Source organism: Archangium gephyra (assembly GCF_049060025.1).
In the GTDB taxonomy this organism is placed as follows: domain Bacteria; phylum Myxococcota; class Myxococcia; order Myxococcales; family Myxococcaceae; genus Archangium; species Archangium gephyra_A.
In genome coordinates, this window is the sequence record NZ_JBMEQQ010000002.1 from 9,061,588 (window position 1) to 9,077,483 (window position 15,896).

Below are 15,896 nucleotides of genomic sequence, written 5' to 3' on the forward strand. Positions count from 1 at the left end.
GTGGTACGGGAACCTCATGAGCGCCTCGTCCGAGACCCCTCCTCCCGCCTCCGTATCCCAGGGCCGTCCGCCCCGGCGCTGGCTGCGCAGACTGCTGTGGACGGGCCTGGGGCTCGCCCTCCTGCTGGTCACCGGCACGGTGTACCAGGCCGTGTCCGCCGCGGCGGATGAGCGCGACTTCCCCCCACCGGGACGGATGGTGGACGTGGGCGGCCACCGCCTGCATCTGCACTGCCTCGGCGAGGGCCGTCCCACCGTGGTGTTGGAGTCGGGCGCCAACAGCATGTCCTCCGGCTGGGCCTGGGTGCAGTCCGAGGTGGCGAAGACCACGCGCGTCTGTGCGTACGACCGGGCGGGGAACGCCTGGAGCGAGCCGGGCCAGGGGCCTCACGACGCGGCGCATGTCGTCGAGCAGCTCCACACCCTGCTCGCCAACGCGGGCGAGTCCGGTCCCCTCGTCCTCGTGGGGCACTCGCTGGGTGGGCTCTTCGTCCGCCTCTACGCGGATCGCTACCCGGAGCAGGTCGCTGGAATGGTGCTGTTGGATGCCTCGCACCCGGACCAGCTGGAGCGGTTGCCGGGGTCCGCCCGGAAGCAGTTCGAGCTGGGCGTGAAGATGATGGCCCTCATGCCCGCGCTCGTCCAGGTGGGCCTGGTGCGCGCCACGGGCCTCTTCGACGCGATGGGGCGCGGGCTGCCCGAGCGGGCCTTCGCGGAGGCCGCGGCCTTCGCCTCCACGCCCCGGCACATGGAGGCCGCGCACGACGAGATGCTGGCCTGGGACGACTCCGCGGCCCAGGTCCGTGCCACCCGGGGGCTCGGTGACAGGCCCCTGCTGGTGGTGAGCGCGGGCGCGGCCGCTGGTGCACCGGAGCTGGTCCCCGCATTCCAGGCCCTGCACCGCGAGATGGTCTCCCTCTCCTCCCGCGGCGAGTACCGCCTCATCCCCGAGGCCAACCACCTCTCGTTGTTGACGGACCAGGCACATGCCCGGCAGGCGAGCGCGGCCGTCCTCGACGTGGTGCTCCAGGTGCGTGCCCCACCGGTGGCCGGAGCGGCCTCGCCCTGAGGAACACGCCGCGCACCGCCCGCGGCGAGCCCGCCGGCAGGGTGTAGGTCTCTGTCGTGACCTGCTCGAAGTGACAGGTGCTGTTCCGGGCCACCGGGCAATCTGGTACGTGGCCCGAAGCGATGTCCGCATCCTCCACTGAAGTTGTCTCTCCTCGTCAGGCGCCGCTCGGCCCGGTCTACGCCGCGCTGATCTTCCAGGTGTTGATCAACACGGGCACGTATCTGGCCGGCAAGCGGGCCATGGAGGAGTTGCCGCCCGTCACCGTGGTGCTCTGGCGCTTCCTCCTCAGCGCCACCGTCTTCTGCCTGCTGCTCGTCTTCACGCCCGGCCCCAAACTGCCGCCGCGCTCCGAGTGGCGCCGCGTGCTGATGCTCGGCCTGCTCGCGGGCCCCATCAACCAGATGCTGTTCTTCTATGGGCTGTCCCGCTCCACCGCCGCCCATGCCGCCCTGCTCTATGCGCTCACCCCGCTCGGCGTGTACCTGGTGAGTCTCGCGCGCGGGCACGAGCGGCCTTCCTCGCGCGCCACGTTCGGCATCCTCACCGCGCTCGCGGGCGTGGTGGTGCTGCTGCTCGGACGGGGGCTGGCCTCGGCGAGCGGGTCGCTCGTGGGGGACCTCCTCATCCTCGCCGCCGTGAGCGCCTGGGTCGTCTACACCACCGAGGGCAAGCCCTTCGCCGCCGCCCACGGCCCCCTGCGCTCCACCGCGTGGAGCATGGTGGCCGCCGCCCTGCTCCTGCTGCCCGTCACGCCCTTCGCGCTGGCTCCCGCACGCACCTTCTCCGCCAGCCTCCCCGCGCTCGGCAGCATCGCGTACCTGGCCATCCTCACCTCCGTCGTCGCGTACCTCATCTGGTACTACGCCCTGTCCAAGGTGCCGGCCTCCCGCGTCGCTGTCTTCTCCAACCTCCAGCCCTCCACCACCGCCATCGCCGCGTGGTTGTTGCTCGGCGAGTCCCTGCACTGGGGCCTGGCTCTCGGCGGAGGGCTGGTGATCGCCGGCGTGCGGCTGACGCAGAGTGCCCCGCTCGTGTCAGGGCCTCCGCGGGCCTCGGAGGAGGCGGTGGGGGCTCCGGTCGCGCGCGGGTAGCCCCTCGGTCGTTCAGCGCTCGTTGGGGTCCCAGTCCGAGATGTCCTTCTTCTTGGGCTCCGGCGGCGGCGCGGGACGCGACGGCGGCTCCACCCGCTTCGGCGCCGGTCTGGGCGCGGGCTCCGGTTCGGGCTCGGCTTCGGCTTCGGGCTCGGGGGCGGGCGTGGGCTCGTCCTCGTCGAAGATGCGCATGTCCCCGCTCTTCGCCGAGGCCTTCTTCACCGTGCTCTTCCCCTTCGGCGTGGGCCGGACCTCGGGCTCCGGTTCCCGCTGCTGCTCCGCCTTCGGCTCCGGTGCCGGCTCCGGCTCGGGCTCCGGTTCCTTGATCATGTCCGGCTCCGGCTCGGGCGCCGGTTCCGAGTCCGAGGCCCGGTAGACTCCACGGCGCACCCCGTCCCGCGGGGTCTCGATGCGCGCGGCCGGAGCCTCGGTGTCCCGGACCGGCTTGTCGTAGCCGGTGTCCCGGAGCGAGTAGTGCCGGGTGGTGCACTCCGCCTGCTCCTTCTCACAGCTCTGGAGGCACAGGCTGAGCTGGCGGTACTTCGTCGTGCTGCCACCGTAGTCGATGGTGCAGTCCTCGCGGCAGGTCACGAAATCCTCACGGCACCCCGCGGGGACGGTGCGGTCGGGACCAGCGGCGAGCGTCAGGAGGACGACGAGCGGAAACGGAAGCATGGTGGACGGGGAGGCTAGCAGGCCTCGCGCCCTCGGGGGATATGGCTCCCGGTGAGCGGGCGGCGGGGAAGGGGGCGGCGAGGGCCTGCCCGGTTACTTGCTGCACGGAGGCCCACCCGTGCCCACCTTCCCATCTTCGATAATCCGGGACACCGCGGAGGAGGCCATGCCGTTCCGCAAGCCCAGGCACCTGACATGGCGTGAGTTCTTCCGGCGTCTCTGGGTGGAGCTCCAGGAGGACGCGATCACCGAGGGGGCCGCGCAGCTCGCCTTCTATTTCCTCTTCTCCCTCTTCCCCTTCCTCTTCTTCCTCGTGACGCTCGCGGGCCGGCTGCCGTTCGCCCCGGGTGCCGTGGACGCCATGATGGAGCGGCTCGCTCCCCTCATGCCCGCCGAGGCCCTGCAGGTGGTGCAGGGGCACCTCGAGTCGCTCGTCCAGGACAGCCAGCCCCGCCTCATCACCCTCGGCTTCGTGGTGGCGCTCTGGACGGCCTCGCGCGGCGTGGACGCGTTCCGCCGCGCGCTCAACCTCGCCTACGACGTCCCCGAGTACCGGCCCTTCTGGAAGACCCAGGGGCTCGCCATCATCATGACCGTGGCGGGCTCGCTGCTCCTCCCCCTGGCCTTCGCCCTCTTCCTGCTGGGCGGTCAGGTGGGCGAGTGGATCGCCGGGCGGCTCCACTTCCTCAACGTCTACCACGCCGTCTGGTCCTGGCTGCGTTGGCCCTTCACCGCGGCTCTCGTCATGCTGGCGCTGGCGCTGTGCTACTGGCGCCTGCCCGCCGTCCGGCACCGCTACCAGTTCCTCTCTCCCGGCGCGGCGCTCGCCACCGTGCTGTGGCTCGCCACCACCTGGGGCTTCACGCAGTACGTGGAGCACTTCGGCCGCTACAACGTCACCTATGGCTCCATCGGCGGGGTCGTCGTGCTGCTGCTGTGGCTCTACCTCACCGGCCTCATCTTCATTCTCGGCGGCGAGGTGAATGCCGTCCTCGAGCACGCCGCGGCCGAGGCCGCCCAGGCCGCCGGAAAGCCTCCGCCCATCGAGGCGCCCCACCTCAAGAGCGCTCCCCGGGGGCTCCGCTCGGGCCGGGAGCGGCTCGCCTTCTGGCGCTGGCGCCGGCGCATGGCCGAGCGCGCCTCTCCCGAGGTCCTTCCCCCCGCCGAAGTCCAGGATGACTCCGGCGAGGGCTCTCCGCCCACGCGGGAGGAGCCGGGACCGCACTCCTCCCTGCACTGACGGCCTACTGCTTCAGGCGCGCCTTGATGGGGGCCAGCCGCTCCGTCCCCGCGTTCGAGCCCGTCAGCCCCTTCTGCGAGATGTAGCTGTTGAGGTGCTGCACGCGATCCGCGCTCGCCGGGTGCGTGCTCAGCCACTTCATGAAGCCCGGCGTCTTGCCCTCGGCCGCCGCCAGCTTCTGGAAGAAGGTCACCAGTCCGCGCGGATCATAGCCCGCCGCCGAGGTGTACTTCGCGCCCAGCTCGTCCGCCTCCGTCTCGTTGCTCCGGCTGAAGGCCAGGCCCGTGCCCGCGCCCGCGAGGCTCGACGCGATCTGCGCCGCCGTCCCCGGGTTCTTCCCGAGCGCCACCTGCTTGATCGCCTCCTGGCCGTACTGGAGCATCAGCGCCTGCGCCGAGTGCCGGCCCGTCACGTGCGCGGCCTCGTGGCCCAGCACGCCGGCCAGCTCCGCCTCGTTGTCCGCCGCCAGCAGCAGGCCCGTGTACACGTACAGGTAGCCGCCCGGTGTGGCGAAGGCGTTCACCATCTTCGGGTCATCGATGACGTTCACCTTCCACTTCACGTTCTGCCGGTCCCGGTTCGCCGCCTGGAGGATGGGCGTGGCCACGCTGCGCACGTACTCCAGCACCGCCGGGTCCTCCACGTACTTGATCTTCTCCTTCGTCTCGAGCTCCTGCTTCACCTGCTTGCCGAGCTCCGCCTCCTGCTGATCGGAGATGAACAGGGCCGCCGCCGTGCGCCCCACGTTGACCTTCTTGCCCGCCGCGCAACCCGTCGTGAGCCCCATCGCCAGCGAGAGGGTCATGACCACCGAGAGAATCCTCTTCATGCGTCGCCTTCCTTGTCTGGTGCTGCCGGAGGACCCGGGGTCGTACTCAGCGTTCCGGGGCTCGGCAAGCATCCCCTGCCGGGGGTTCTCTCCCGGGACGGCCGGCTGTGGACGGATATGCAATGCGCGGGGGCAAACGTCCCGGCGGGCCCCTGGCCGTGAGCGAGGAGTGCCTTGCCGACCGGCCGGGCGCTACGGAATCTAGGAGACGGCGCCCCCGCGGGTGCCAGGGAGGCCCCACATGTCTCGTCCCGTCTGGACCGGTTCGCTCGGCTTCGGGCACGTGCACGTCCCGGTGCGGCTCTACGGCGCCGTGTCGCCCCGGCAGGTGCAGTTCCATCTCCTGCACGACGCCGATGGTGCCCGCATCCAGCAGAAACGGGTGTGTGCCGCCGATGGGAAGGAGGTGCCCTTCGAGCACGTGGTGAAGGGCTACGAAATCCGCCCCGGCCACTACGTGGAGGTGACGCGCGGCGAGCTGGAGGCCTTCGATCCGGTGGCCAGCCGCACCGTCGACCTGGAGGACTTCATCGAGCTGTCGGAGATCGACCCCATCCTCTTCGACACCACCTACCACGTGATGCCGGGGGAGAAGGCGTTGCGGCCCTTTGCCACCCTGGCCATGGCGCTGAGGGCCTCGGGGCGGGCCGGCATCGGGCGGCTGGTGATGCACCTCAAGGGGCACCTGTGCGTGGTGTGGCCGCATGGGCGGGGCCTCGTCCTCTCCACCCTGCACTACGCGGACGAGCTCATCTCCCAGGACAGCTTCTCCGAGCTGACCCTGCCCGGGCCCCGTCCCGTCGAGAGCGATGTGGAGGCCGTGCTGCGCGCCGTCGAGGCCCGTACCGTCGAATTCGAGCCCCATCGCTACCAGGACACGCACCGCGAGCGGCTGCTCGGCTTCCTCGAGCGGCGGGCCCGGAAGCACGGCATCCGCGAGGTGCCTCCCCAGGCTCCGGCGCCCGTGGCGCAGGCGGTGCCGCGTGCCAGCCGGGAGGGCAGGGGGGAGGCCGTGCGCGGCGAGGTGACGGAGCTTCCCCACCCGGGGGGCCTTGCGGATGCGCCCGCAGGCCGCCCGCGAGGCGCGGGAACGGACTCCCCGCCAGAAGCCGGTGGGGAGCACGGCGCGGACCCGCGGCAAGGGCGGCTCCGGCACCGGGAAGAAGAAGGCGTAGCCCCCGAAACGACGACGGCGGATGGGCCCGTGAGGTGCCCACCCGCCGCCTTGACGCGAAACGCGAAGCCCTGAAGTGCTACTTCTTCAGGCGCGCCTCGCAGGCGTCGAAGTCGATGTTCTGGAAGTACGCGTCCACGTACTTCGCGCGCTCGAACGGCTTGTAGTCCGGCACGAAGGCGTGCTCCCACGCGTCCATGACGATGATGGGCGTGTAGCCGGCGATGTTGCCGTTCTCGTGCAGCGTAATCCAGTGGTTGGAGAGCCAGCCGGTGCGCGGATCCTGGAAGGTGACGGCCCAGCCGATGCCCGGCGAGGTGCCCACGGCCTTGAAGTCCGCCAGCCAGTTCTCATAGGAGCCGAAGCTCTGCTCCATGGCCTGCTTCAGCTTGCCGCCCGGCGTGGTGGCGCCGCCCGGCTTCATGTTGCCGAAGTAGTACTCGTGCAGGACCATGCCGTTGTACTCGAAGCCCATCCGGCGGGTCATCTCGGCGTAGGCCGGGTTGGAGCCGAGGCCCTCGCCCTTGGCCTGCAGGCCCGAGAGCAGCTCGGTCAGCTTGTTGGTGCGGTTGACGTAGCCCTCGTACAGCTTGAAGTGCGACTCGAGCACCGCGTCGCTGATGCCCTTGAGCCCCTTGAGGTGGGTGAACTGCATGGGCGTGTACTTCTTCTGGATGTCGGCCATGTGGGGGCCTCCGGATGGGGAGAAGGAGCGTTGAACGAAGGCGACCCTTCTACTCGGGGCGCGCCGTTTGCCGGGGAGTTGTTTCGCGCAGATGTGCGCGCGGCAACAAGTAAGCAATGCGTGCGGCGTGCGCAGGGTGTTATGCCGCACACCCGCATGCCCGAGCTTCCGGAAGTCGAAATCGCCCGGCGCAACCTCGTCCATTGGATGGACGGCCGCCGCGTGGTCCGCGCCGAGGCGGATGATTCGCGCATCTTCCGCGGGGCGCGCCGCGAGGACTTCGCCGAGCTCCGGGGCCGCCTGGTGTCGTTGGAGCGGCGCGGCAAGTACCTCCTCTTCACCTTCGAGGGCGGCCGGGGGCTGCTGGGCCACCTGGGCATGACGGGCCGCTTCGTCCGCCGCCCCGAGGGCGTCCCCGTCCCCTACAGCCGCGCCCGCTTCCACCTGGACTCCGGCGACGTCATCCACTTCGCCGACTCGCGCCTCTTCGGCCGCATGGAGCCGTGCGCCGCCTCGCGCCTGCACGAGCTGGACGCGGTGAAGGAGCTGGGGAGGGATCCGCTCGCCGATGGCCTCACCGCCGCGCAGCTCCAGGAGTCCGTGGGCCACTCCAAGCAGGAGCTCAAGGTGGCCCTGATGGACCAGGGCCGGGTGACGGGGCTCGGCAACATCCATGCCGCCGAGGCCCTCTTCCGGGCCGGGCTCCATCCCGCGCGCAAGCCGGGCTCGCTCACTCCCGAGGAGTGGCAGCGGCTGGCCGACGCCATCCACGCCTCCATCACCTTCGGCCTCGAGGAGCAGCAGGGCGAGGAGCCCGCGTACCTGGAGGACGGCGCGGAGAACCGTTTCCTCGTCTACGGCCGCGCCGGGACGGCCTGTGCCCGGTGCGGGACGACCGTGCAATCCTTCCCCCAGGGAGGCCGTACCACCCATTGCTGTCCCCAGTGCCAACCGAAGCACCCGGGCCGTAAACCCCCGGACGGACGGAGGAAGACAACTTCTCGCCGTCGTTGACACCCCCGGCCGGGTCCGGTTGACTCGCCCGCCCTTTGCACCTTGCCGCACTCGCGCGGCCTCGGAGAAGAATCCCCTATGTCGTCGAACGCCCTGCTGGCGGCGCTGCTCGTCGCCTCCGCTACGGCCACCGCCCAGACGCCCGCGCCCCAGTCCGGGTCGCCGGCTCCCGCCCAGGAGAACGCCGCTCCCGCCACCCCCGAGGGGGCCGACTCCACCGAGGAGCGCATCCGCCAGGAGGTGGACAAGCGCGTGGAGGCCGCCAAGCAGGAGATGCGCGAGGAGATCCGCGCCCAGCTCGCGACCCAGTCACTCGCCACCGACTGGCAGGAGGAGTGGGTCGAGGAGAAGCGCAAGCTGGAGATCTTCACCCTGGACGGCTACTACCGTCTGCGGCCCAACCTCTACTACCAGTTCGATCTGGGCAAGCCCCTGGAGAGCCGGCTCTTCCCCTCGCCCCGGCCCACGGAGAGTACCCAGTCCTTCGCCGACATGCGCCTGCGCCTGGAGCCCACCTTCAACATCTCCGAGGAGGTGCGGGTGAAGCTCCAGGTGGACGCCCTGGACAACGTGATTCTGGGCTCCACGCCCATGAGCGACGTCGACAGGAACTTCTACCTCTTCGACATCTTCAATGACGGGCAGGTCTCCCCGCGCTCGGCCCTCAACAGCATCAAGGACTCGCTGATGGTGCGCGAGGCCTACGGCGAGGTGTCCACGCCGGTGGGTCTGCTGCGCTTCGGCCGCATGACGGCGCACTGGGGCCTGGGCCTGCTGCGCAACGACGGCAACTGCCTGGAGTGTGACTTCGGCGACGTGGTGGACCGCGTCATGTTCGTCACGGAGCCCTTCGACGGCTTCTACGTGACGCCCATGTTCGAGTTCAACGACGAGGGCATCTACGCCTACCCCAATGGCGAGCAGGGCCAGCCGGTGGACATCTCCAGCGCGGACGACAGCCATAGCTGGGTGCTGGCCGTGGCGCGCCGGGACACCCCGCAGCAGGTGAAGGCCAAGCTGGACAACAACCAGGGCGTGCTCAACTACGGCCTGCACTTCAGCTGGCGCACGCAGCGCTACAGCCCGGCGGTCAACGACGAGGGCGTGGAGCAGCCGGGCCTGTTCGTCCCGCGCGGCGCGACGCTCTACATCCCGGACGTGTGGCTGCGCTACGAGGAGCGCAACTTCCGCGTGGAGTTCGAGCTGGCCGCCTACCTCGGGCAGATCAACGGCCTGGCGCGCACGGCGGCCCAGGTGAACGATCCGAGCTTCAACCAGGCGCTGGACGTGGTGGCCTTCGGCGGCGCGGCGGTGGGCGAGTACCGGATGCTCAACGGGCAGCTCAACCTCCAGCTCGAGGTGGGCTTCGCCTCGGGTGACCGGGCGCCGGGCTTCGGCGCCTACCCGGGCCAGCCGGGCACGGGGCCGGGCGGCTCCGCCCAGCCGGGTGACGTGGAGGGTCCGCAGTTCTTCTGCGGCACCGGCGGCTGCCGTGACAACGCCATCCGCAACTTCCGCTTCAACCGTGCCTACCGCGTGGACAACATCCTCTGGCGCGAGCTGGTGGGCACCGTCACCGACGCCGTCTACGTCAAGCCGACCGTCCGCTACACGCTGACGCAGGGCTTCGATCTCTTCGGCAGCGCCATCTACTCGCAGTCCCTCTACGCCGAGTCCACGCCGTCCTTCACGGACCGGATGCTGGGCATCGAGACGAACGTGGGCGCCCGCTACGAGACGGAGGATGGGTTCGTGGCGCGCGTGGACTGGTCCGTGCTCTTCCCGCTCGCCGGTCTGAACGAGTCGGACCCGAACGCCCGGGTGGAGCTGGCCACGTCCCACGCCATCCGCGGCACGCTCGGCATCCGCTTCTAGGAAGGCCGATGCGGCGGTTTCGCTGTCTCATCGCAGTGCTCGGGGTGTCGGGTGCGGCGGCCTGCGGTATCAAGGGGCCGCCCCGTCCGCCCGCGCCCCCCCCGGAGACGCAGCAGCCGTCTCCGCCTCCGACTTCTCTCCCTGACGCTGGGACGCCGTGAATCACTTCAGCTATCGCAAGCGTGTCCTGCACGCCGAGGACGTGCCCCTGTCGGCCATCGCCGATGCGGTGGGCACCCCTGTCTACGTCTACTCCGCCGCCACGCTGCGCCGGCACTTCCGGGTGGTGGCGGAGGCCTTCGGCTCGCACCCGCACCTGGTGTGCTACGCGGTGAAGGCCAACTCCACCCTCGCGGTGCTGCGCCTGCTGGCCGAGGAGGGCAGTGGTTTCGACATCGTCTCCGGCGGTGAGCTGGCCCGCGTGAAGGCGGCCGGTGGCCAGCCCGGCAAGACGGTGTTCGCCGGCGTGGGGAAGACGGCCGATGAGATGGCCCAGGCCCTCGCCGCCGGCATCCTCTTCTTCAACGTGGAGAGCCCCGAGGAACTGGAGCTGCTCGACGCCGTGGGCCGTGCCCAGGGCAAGCGCGCGCCCTTCGCCTTGCGTGTGAATCCCAACGTGGACGCACGCACCCACCGTCACATCTCCACCGGCCTGAAGACGTCCAAGTTCGGCGTCCCCTTCGAGGACACGGCGGCCCTCTACGCCCGCGCCAAGAAGATGAAGGGCCTGCGGGCGGTGGGGTTGGACTGCCACATCGGCTCCCAGATTACGCGCACCGCGCCCTTCAAGTCCGCGCTCACCAAGATGGCCGGGCTCTACCAGGAGCTGAAGGCCCAGGGGCACGCGCTGCAGTACCTGGACATCGGCGGCGGCCTGGGCATCACCTACACCGAGGAGACGCCCCCCACGCCCGCCGAGTACGCGCGCACGGCCATCGCGGCGGCGGGTGACACCGGCGCCACCCTCATCTTCGAGCCGGGCCGCCTGCTGGTGGGCAATGCGGGCGTGCTCGTCACCCGCGTGCTCTTCCGCAAGGAGACGCCGGCCCGCCAGTTCGTGGTGGTGGACGCGGGCATGAACGACCTGATGCGCCCCGCCCTCTACGACGCCCACCACGGGCTGCAGCCGCTGGTGCAGCGGCGCGGCAAGGAGGTGGAGGTGGACGTGGTCGGGCCCGTGTGCGAGTCCACCGACGTGTTGGCCCGTCAACGCAAGCTGGTGCTGCCCAGGCAGGGCGAGCTGTTCGCGATGATGACCGCCGGGGCCTACGGCATGAGTATGGCCTCCAACTACAACTCCCGGCCCCGGCCGGCCGAGGTGCTGGTGGACGGCGACGCCTGGCGGGTGGTGCGCGAGCGGGAGAGCGTCGAGGACCTCTGGCGCGGCGAGCGGCCCTGAACATATAAGCCGCGGTATGAGGACTTTCGAAGGCTCGATGACCGCGCTCGCCACCCCCTTCCGGGAGGGAGCGTTCGATGAGGCTTCCTACCGTGCGCTCGTCCGGCAGCAGATCGCCGGCGGCACGAACGTGCTCATCCCCGTGGGCACGACGGGCGAGGCGGTGACGATGTCCGCCGAGGAGCGCTTCCGCACCATCCGCGTGGCGGTGGAGGAGGCGGCGGGCCGGGTGCCGGTGGTGGCCGGCGCGGGCTCCAACAGCACGGCGGAGACGATCGAGAACGTGAAGCGCGCCCGCGAGGCCGGCGCGGAGGGCACGCTCATCGTCACGCCGTACTACAACAAGCCGACCCAGGCGGGCCTGGTGGAGCACTTCCGGGCGGTGGCCAAGGCGCACCCCGGCTTCCCCATCATCGCCTACAACGTGCCGGGCCGGACGGGCGTGGACCTGCTGCCGGAGACGGCGCTGCGGCTGTGCGACTTCCCCGAGGTGGTGGCCCTCAAGGAGGCCACGGGCAACCTGGTCCGCGCGGTGGACCTGGTGGAGAAGTGCGGCGAGCGGCTGACGCTCCTGTCCGGTGATGACTTCACCGTGCTGCCCTTCATCGCCTGCGGCGGCAAGGGCGTCATCTCCGTGTCCTCCAACGTGGCCCCGCGGATGATGGCGGACCTGGTGGCCGCCGCTCGCGCCGGTGACCTGGCGAAGGCGCGGGATCTCCAGGTGCGGATGAACGAGCTGCACCGGCTGCTGTTCATCGAGTCCAATCCGATTCCCGTGAAGTGGGCGCTGCACAAGCTGGGACTGTTCGGACCGGAGCTGCGCCTGCCGCTCGTCCCCATGTCCGAGCCCAACGCGAAGAAGCTGGAGGCCGAGCTGCGCAAGCTGGGCCTCGTCCAGGGCTGAACCCGGGATGCGTGACACCCTCACCCCGGCCCTCTCCCGAGGGGAGAGGGAGTGGAGCACTGTGGACCACTCACTGTGGACAGAGGGCCAACACATCCCCTCTCCCTCCGGGAGAGGGCCGGGGTGAGGGTTTCGAGGACACCATGATCCGCACCGTCATCACTGGAGTCACCGGCCGCATGGGCGGCACGCTGCTGCGCCTCGTCCGTGAGTCCAAGGACCTGGAGCTGGCCGGAGCCACCGCGCGCCAGCTCTCTCGCCTGGAGGCCCTCGGTGTCTCCGGAGGCGAGGACCTCGGCCGGGTGCTCGACACCGCGCGAGCCCAGGTGGTCATCGACTTCACCAGCGCGGAGGCCAGCGTGGCCCACGCGCGCCAGTGCGCCGAGCGCGGCGTGGCCATGGTCATCGGCTCCACGGGCTTCACCCCCGAGTCCCGCGCCGAGCTGGCCGCCAGCGCCAGCTCCATCCCCGTGGTGCTGGCCCCCAACACCTCCGTGGGCGTGAACGTGGTCATCCGCATGGCCGCCGAGCTCGCCCGCGTGCTGGGCGAGGGCTACGACGTGGAGGTGCTCGAGGCGCACCACCGCATGAAGAAGGACGCCCCCTCGGGCACGGCGCTGAAGCTGGCCGAGGTGCTCGCCTCTGCGCTGGGGCGGGGCCAGGAGGACCTGACCTTCGCCCGGCAGGGACAGATTGGCGCGCGCCCGAAGCAGGAGATCGGGGTGCAGACGCTGCGCGGCGGGGACGTCGTGGGCGAGCACACCGTGTACTTCTTCGGCGAGGGCGAGCGCATCGAGCTCACCCACCGGGCCACCCACCGGGACCAGTTCGGCCTGGGGGCGTTGCGGGCCGCCCGCTGGGTGACGGGCCGCTCGCCGGGGCTCTACGACATGGCCGACGTGCTCGGCTTCCAGAGGACGTCATGACGACGCGTTATTGCCGTTTCCAGCAGGAAGGCCGTGCGCACCACGGCCGCATCGAGGGTGAAGAGGTGGTGGTGCTCTCCGGCGCGCCGTGGGCCGGCAGAGAGGCCACGGGCCAGCGCGTGGCACTCGGCGCGGTGTCGCTGCTGGTGCCCTCGGAGGCCTCCAAGGTGGTGTGCATCGGGCAGAACTACCGCAAGCACGCCGAGGAGATGGGCAAGCCCGTCCCTCCCGAGCCCCTCATCTTCATGAAGCCCTCCACCGCGCTCAACGCGCACCGCTCGCCCATCCAGATTCCCCAGGCGAGCCAGGAGGTGCACTACGAGGCGGAGCTGGGGCTCGTCATCGGCGAGCGCCTGAAGAACGCCGACGAGGCCACCGCCGCCCGCGCCATCTGGGGCCTCACCTGCATCAACGACGTGACGGCCCGAGACATCCAGCGCCGCGAGATTCAGCACACCCGCGCCAAGAGCTACGACACCTTCGCCTGCGCCGGGCCGTGGATTGTCACCGGCCTGTCCGCGGCGGACCTGCGCATCCTCTGCCGGGTGAATGGACAGGTGCGACAGGACAGCCGCACCTCCGACATGGTCTTCAGCCCCGCCAGGCTGGTGTCCTTCATCTCCCACATCATGACCCTCCTGCCGGGCGACCTGGTGAGCACGGGGACGCCCTCGGGCGTGGGCCGGCTGGTGGCCGGGGACCTGGTGGAAGTGGAGCTGGAGGGAATCGGCACCCTGGCCAACCCTGTTGAGATGGGGCCTTGAGCGCCACCGTCTATGTAGGGCTGGGCTCCAATGTGGGAGACCGCGAAGCCCAACTCGTCTCCGCCCTGGAGGCGATGTCCCGTATCGATGCAGTGGCCGTCCTGCGCTGCTCGTCTCTCTTCGAGAGTGCGCCCGTGGGTCCGCCCCAGCCGCACTACCTCAACGCCGTCGTCGCGTTGGAGTGCTCGCTGCCGCCCCAACGGCTGCTCTGCATCCTCAAGCAGATAGAGCGCGACCTGGGCCGCGAGCCCGGGGGCCAGCGCTGGGGACCCCGTCCCATCGACCTGGACATCCTGCTCTGGGACTGCGAAGTGGTGGCGGACCCCAACCTCCAGGTGCCCCACCTCGAGCTGCACAAACGCCGTTTCGCCCTGGAGCCGCTCTCCGAGCTCGCTCCCGATGCGGAGCACCCCGTGCTGGGCATGACGGTGGTAGAGCTGCTCACCCAGCTCGCTCCCCAAGATGTGCGCCGGTGCGCGGCCACCCAGTGGCCCGAAACCCTTCTCCCGGTAACCGAGTGATGACCCTCTCTCTCGCCCTGACGGCCGCGGCCCTGCTCGCCGCCGAGCCCACCAATCTGCCCGCTGGTCACCCGCCCCTCGGCTCGGAGACCCAGCGTCCGGCCGCCTCCTCCCCGGGCATGCCCGCGGGCCACCCCGATTTCGGCTCGGGAGCGGCGGCCTCGAATGCCGCGGCCCCGGGACAGATGCCGGACGGGCACCCGCCGATGACGGGCCGGGCGCCTCCCAGTGCGGCGGAGCTGCTCGAGCAGCTCGACAGCATGCAGGGCCTGCGCGAGCGGGAGAAGACGTTCGAGATCGCCTCGTCGCTGGGCAAGCTCTACTACACGAACGGCCGTGCGGCGGACGCCATCCCCTACTTCCTGCAGGCGGAGGAGAAGGGGAAGGCCGCGCGCGAGCTCTTCCTGGCGCAGCGCAAGAAGCTGGGCAAGACGCCGGTGCAGAGCCCCACGGAGGCGAAGTGCGGCTTCTCGGCGATGTCTCCGGTGGAGGAGATGGCGGCGGCGGCGGTGGAGCGCGCGAAGAAGGGTGACACGGCGGGCGCGGCGGCCTGTGCGCGCGCGGCGCTGGAGCCGGTGCTGGAGGTGGAGGCGATGCGCGGCAACGCGCTCTTCCTCTCCGGAGACGCGGCGGGAGCGCTGAAGACGTACGAGCGGGTGCTGGAAGTGGCGCCCACGTACGCGGACGCGCTCTTCGGGCGCTCGGCGCTGCTGTACGAGACGAAGGGCGAGGACCTGAAGGCGCTGCAGGCCGCGCACGAGGGCTTCGAGGCCTTCCTGGCGGCGAACCCGGACTCCCCGAGAGCGGCGCTGGCGCGCAAGCTGGGCCGCATGACGGACGAGGCGGTGAAGGCCGGAGGCATGAAGAAGTGGCAGGCCTCGCGCGCGGAGGACCGGAACATCCGGGCCTCCAAGCTGAACCTGTCGCCCAACCCGATGATGGCGCAGGGGCCGATGGCGGGCGGTGGTGGCCCGCGCGGTGGCGGCCAGGCTGGCCCCATGGCGGGTGGGGGTGACTCGGCGCCGACGCTCTCGCAAGAGACGATGCAGGCGATGCAGAACGTCGAGCGCACGCCGGAAGCTCGAGGCCCAGCTCACGCAGACGGTGGAGCAGGGCGAGGAGTTGCTGTCGAAGGGCCGCTATGACGAGGCGCTGGCGGCGTACCGGCAGGTGATGCCGCTGCGGCCGGACGGGCGGGTGAAGGCAGGCCTGGCGTGGACGCTGGTGGGGTTGGGCAAGCCCACGGCGGACCGGGTGTGGGGCGTGGCGGTGGGCTCTGACCCGGCGGCGGTGGATCAGCTCGGCGAGACGCTGAAGGCCAAGGGCGACGCCAAGGGCGCGAAGGCGCTCTGGACGAAGCTGGCCGCCTCGGCGCCGGACTACGCGGCCCGCGCCTCGCTGCAGGCCAAGCTGAGCCAGTAGCTCCAACAACGCCATGTAGGCTCAGGAGCCGGTCGCACCACGGCTCCCGAGGACGCGCGCAGGTGACAGGAGCGATGATGTTGAAACGGTCATCCCGTCTTCTTCTCCTGGGCTGCGCGGCGCTGCTCAATGCATGTGACGGCTGCGACCGAACGCGCCCTCCAGTGACCCAGGCGAAACCAGCCTCCAGGGACATCCGGACTGATCTCTCAATCCTCGGAAAGGTCATCAATCTGCCGAGTGGGACACGTGCGGGCCGTCTGGCCGTGCTGCCCAGGGGCGGTGAGGGCCTGGGTCCCTCTGAC

Annotated in this window: 16 protein-coding genes; 13 read left to right on the plus strand and 3 right to left on the minus strand. The window is 70.5% G+C overall.

Going from position 1 to position 15,896, the window contains the following annotated elements:
- The first annotated feature begins 16 nt into the window (after positions 1–16).
- Together ACN28I_RS39580 and ACN28I_RS39585 are read left to right on the plus strand one after the other, a co-directional pair.
- Positions 17–1,069, plus strand: a complete 1,053-nt coding sequence (locus ACN28I_RS39580) for an alpha/beta hydrolase (protein WP_420947064.1) — start codon at positions 17–19, stop codon at positions 1,067–1,069.
- 122 nt (positions 1,070–1,191) lie between these two features.
- Complete coding sequence (locus ACN28I_RS39585; RefSeq protein ID WP_420947065.1) at positions 1,192–2,163, plus strand: DMT family transporter; 972 nt, start codon at positions 1,192–1,194, stop codon at positions 2,161–2,163.
- A gap of 12 nt (positions 2,164–2,175) precedes the next feature.
- Here the strand turns inward: ACN28I_RS39585 and ACN28I_RS39590 are convergent, their stop codons facing one another.
- Complete coding sequence (locus ACN28I_RS39590; RefSeq protein WP_420947066.1) at positions 2,176–2,838, minus strand: hypothetical protein; 663 nt, start codon at positions 2,836–2,838, stop codon at positions 2,176–2,178.
- 166 nt (positions 2,839–3,004) lie between these two features.
- On the opposite strand from ACN28I_RS39590, the gene ACN28I_RS39595 reads away from it, so the two are divergent.
- Positions 3,005–4,078, plus strand: coding sequence for a YihY/virulence factor BrkB family protein (locus tag ACN28I_RS39595; RefSeq protein ID WP_420947067.1), 1,074 nt, complete (start codon positions 3,005–3,007; stop codon positions 4,076–4,078).
- 4 nt (positions 4,079–4,082) lie between these two features.
- Here the strand turns inward: ACN28I_RS39595 and ACN28I_RS39600 are convergent, their stop codons facing one another.
- Entirely contained in the window at positions 4,083–4,907 is an 825-nt protein-coding gene (locus ACN28I_RS39600) for a M48 family metallopeptidase (protein WP_420947068.1), read from the minus strand.
- A 241-nt stretch (positions 4,908–5,148) separates the two neighbouring features.
- Between ACN28I_RS39600 and ACN28I_RS39605 the strand changes: the two genes are divergently transcribed.
- A complete protein-coding gene (locus ACN28I_RS39605; RefSeq protein ID WP_420947069.1) occupies positions 5,149–6,156 on the plus strand; it encodes a Ku protein in 1,008 nt (335 codons plus the stop codon).
- Positions 6,157–6,160: 4 nt separating this feature from the next.
- On the opposite strand, the gene ACN28I_RS39610 is transcribed toward ACN28I_RS39605, so the two are convergent.
- Positions 6,161–6,766: a superoxide dismutase gene (locus ACN28I_RS39610; RefSeq protein WP_420947070.1), complete on the minus strand. Its 606-nt coding sequence runs from the start codon at positions 6,764–6,766 to the stop codon at positions 6,161–6,163.
- Between the two features lie 156 nt (positions 6,767–6,922).
- Here ACN28I_RS39610 and mutM point away from each other — a divergent pair, with 156 nt between their 5' ends.
- The 9 genes from mutM to ACN28I_RS39655 all read left to right on the plus strand — a co-directional run bounded on the left by mutM (position 6,923) and on the right by ACN28I_RS39655 (position 15,591).
- A complete protein-coding gene (mutM, locus tag ACN28I_RS39615; RefSeq protein ID WP_420947071.1) occupies positions 6,923–7,780 on the plus strand; it encodes a bifunctional DNA-formamidopyrimidine glycosylase/DNA-(apurinic or apyrimidinic site) lyase in 858 nt (285 codons plus the stop codon).
- Positions 7,781–7,858: 78 nt separating this feature from the next.
- The gene (locus ACN28I_RS39620) at positions 7,859–9,655 is read left to right on the plus strand and encodes a TIGR04551 family protein (protein ID WP_420947072.1); all 1,797 of its coding nucleotides are present in this window, start codon (positions 7,859–7,861) and stop codon (positions 9,653–9,655) included.
- Between the two features lie 157 nt (positions 9,656–9,812).
- A complete protein-coding gene (lysA, locus tag ACN28I_RS39625) occupies positions 9,813–11,054 on the plus strand; it encodes a diaminopimelate decarboxylase (protein ID WP_420947073.1) in 1,242 nt (413 codons plus the stop codon).
- Positions 11,055–11,070: 16 nt separating this feature from the next.
- Positions 11,071–11,958: a 4-hydroxy-tetrahydrodipicolinate synthase gene (gene dapA, locus ACN28I_RS39630; protein ID WP_420947074.1), complete on the plus strand. Its 888-nt coding sequence runs from the start codon at positions 11,071–11,073 to the stop codon at positions 11,956–11,958.
- Positions 11,959–12,101: 143 nt separating this feature from the next.
- Complete coding sequence (dapB, locus tag ACN28I_RS39635) at positions 12,102–12,884, plus strand: 4-hydroxy-tetrahydrodipicolinate reductase (protein WP_420947075.1); 783 nt, start codon at positions 12,102–12,104, stop codon at positions 12,882–12,884.
- A complete protein-coding gene (locus ACN28I_RS39640) occupies positions 12,881–13,648 on the plus strand; it encodes a fumarylacetoacetate hydrolase family protein (RefSeq protein ID WP_420947076.1) in 768 nt (255 codons plus the stop codon). The genes dapB and ACN28I_RS39640 overlap by 4 nt, the downstream gene beginning before the upstream one ends.
- On the plus strand, positions 13,645–14,169 hold the full coding sequence (gene folK, locus ACN28I_RS39645; protein WP_420947077.1) for a 2-amino-4-hydroxy-6-hydroxymethyldihydropteridine diphosphokinase: 525 nt from the start codon (positions 13,645–13,647) through the stop codon (positions 14,167–14,169). The genes ACN28I_RS39640 and folK overlap by 4 nt, the downstream gene beginning before the upstream one ends.
- A complete protein-coding gene (locus tag ACN28I_RS39650) occupies positions 14,169–15,314 on the plus strand; it encodes a hypothetical protein (protein ID WP_420947078.1) in 1,146 nt (381 codons plus the stop codon). The genes folK and ACN28I_RS39650 overlap by 1 nt, the downstream gene beginning before the upstream one ends.
- Positions 15,292–15,591, plus strand: a complete 300-nt coding sequence (locus ACN28I_RS39655) for a hypothetical protein (RefSeq protein WP_420947079.1) — start codon at positions 15,292–15,294, stop codon at positions 15,589–15,591. The genes ACN28I_RS39650 and ACN28I_RS39655 overlap by 23 nt, the downstream gene beginning before the upstream one ends.
- Positions 15,592–15,896 lie beyond the last annotated feature (305 nt).

Bases quoted from the DNA above. Each gene is read 5' to 3' on its own strand.
- ACN28I_RS39580 (WP_420947064.1), top strand. From the start codon at position 17: ATGAGCGCCTCGTCCGAGACCCCTCCTCCCGCCTCCGTATCCCAGGGC.
- ACN28I_RS39585 (WP_420947065.1), top strand. From the start codon at position 1,192: ATGTCCGCATCCTCCACTGAAGTTGTCTCTCCTCGTCAGGCGCCGCTC.
- ACN28I_RS39590 (WP_420947066.1), bottom strand. From the start codon at position 2,838: ATGCTTCCGTTTCCGCTCGTCGTCCTCCTGACGCTCGCCGCTGGTCCC.
- ACN28I_RS39595 (WP_420947067.1), top strand. From the start codon at position 3,005: ATGCCGTTCCGCAAGCCCAGGCACCTGACATGGCGTGAGTTCTTCCGG.
- ACN28I_RS39600 (WP_420947068.1), bottom strand. From the start codon at position 4,907: ATGAAGAGGATTCTCTCGGTGGTCATGACCCTCTCGCTGGCGATGGGG.
- ACN28I_RS39605 (WP_420947069.1), top strand. From the start codon at position 5,149: ATGTCTCGTCCCGTCTGGACCGGTTCGCTCGGCTTCGGGCACGTGCAC.
- ACN28I_RS39610 (WP_420947070.1), bottom strand. From the start codon at position 6,766: ATGGCCGACATCCAGAAGAAGTACACGCCCATGCAGTTCACCCACCTC.
- mutM (WP_420947071.1), top strand. From the start codon at position 6,923: ATGCCCGAGCTTCCGGAAGTCGAAATCGCCCGGCGCAACCTCGTCCAT.
- ACN28I_RS39620 (WP_420947072.1), top strand. From the start codon at position 7,859: ATGTCGTCGAACGCCCTGCTGGCGGCGCTGCTCGTCGCCTCCGCTACG.
- dapA (WP_420947074.1), top strand. From the start codon at position 11,071: ATGAGGACTTTCGAAGGCTCGATGACCGCGCTCGCCACCCCCTTCCGG.
- dapB (WP_420947075.1), top strand. From the start codon at position 12,102: ATGATCCGCACCGTCATCACTGGAGTCACCGGCCGCATGGGCGGCACG.
- ACN28I_RS39640 (WP_420947076.1), top strand. From the start codon at position 12,881: ATGACGACGCGTTATTGCCGTTTCCAGCAGGAAGGCCGTGCGCACCAC.
- ACN28I_RS39650 (WP_420947078.1), top strand. From the start codon at position 14,169: ATGACCCTCTCTCTCGCCCTGACGGCCGCGGCCCTGCTCGCCGCCGAG.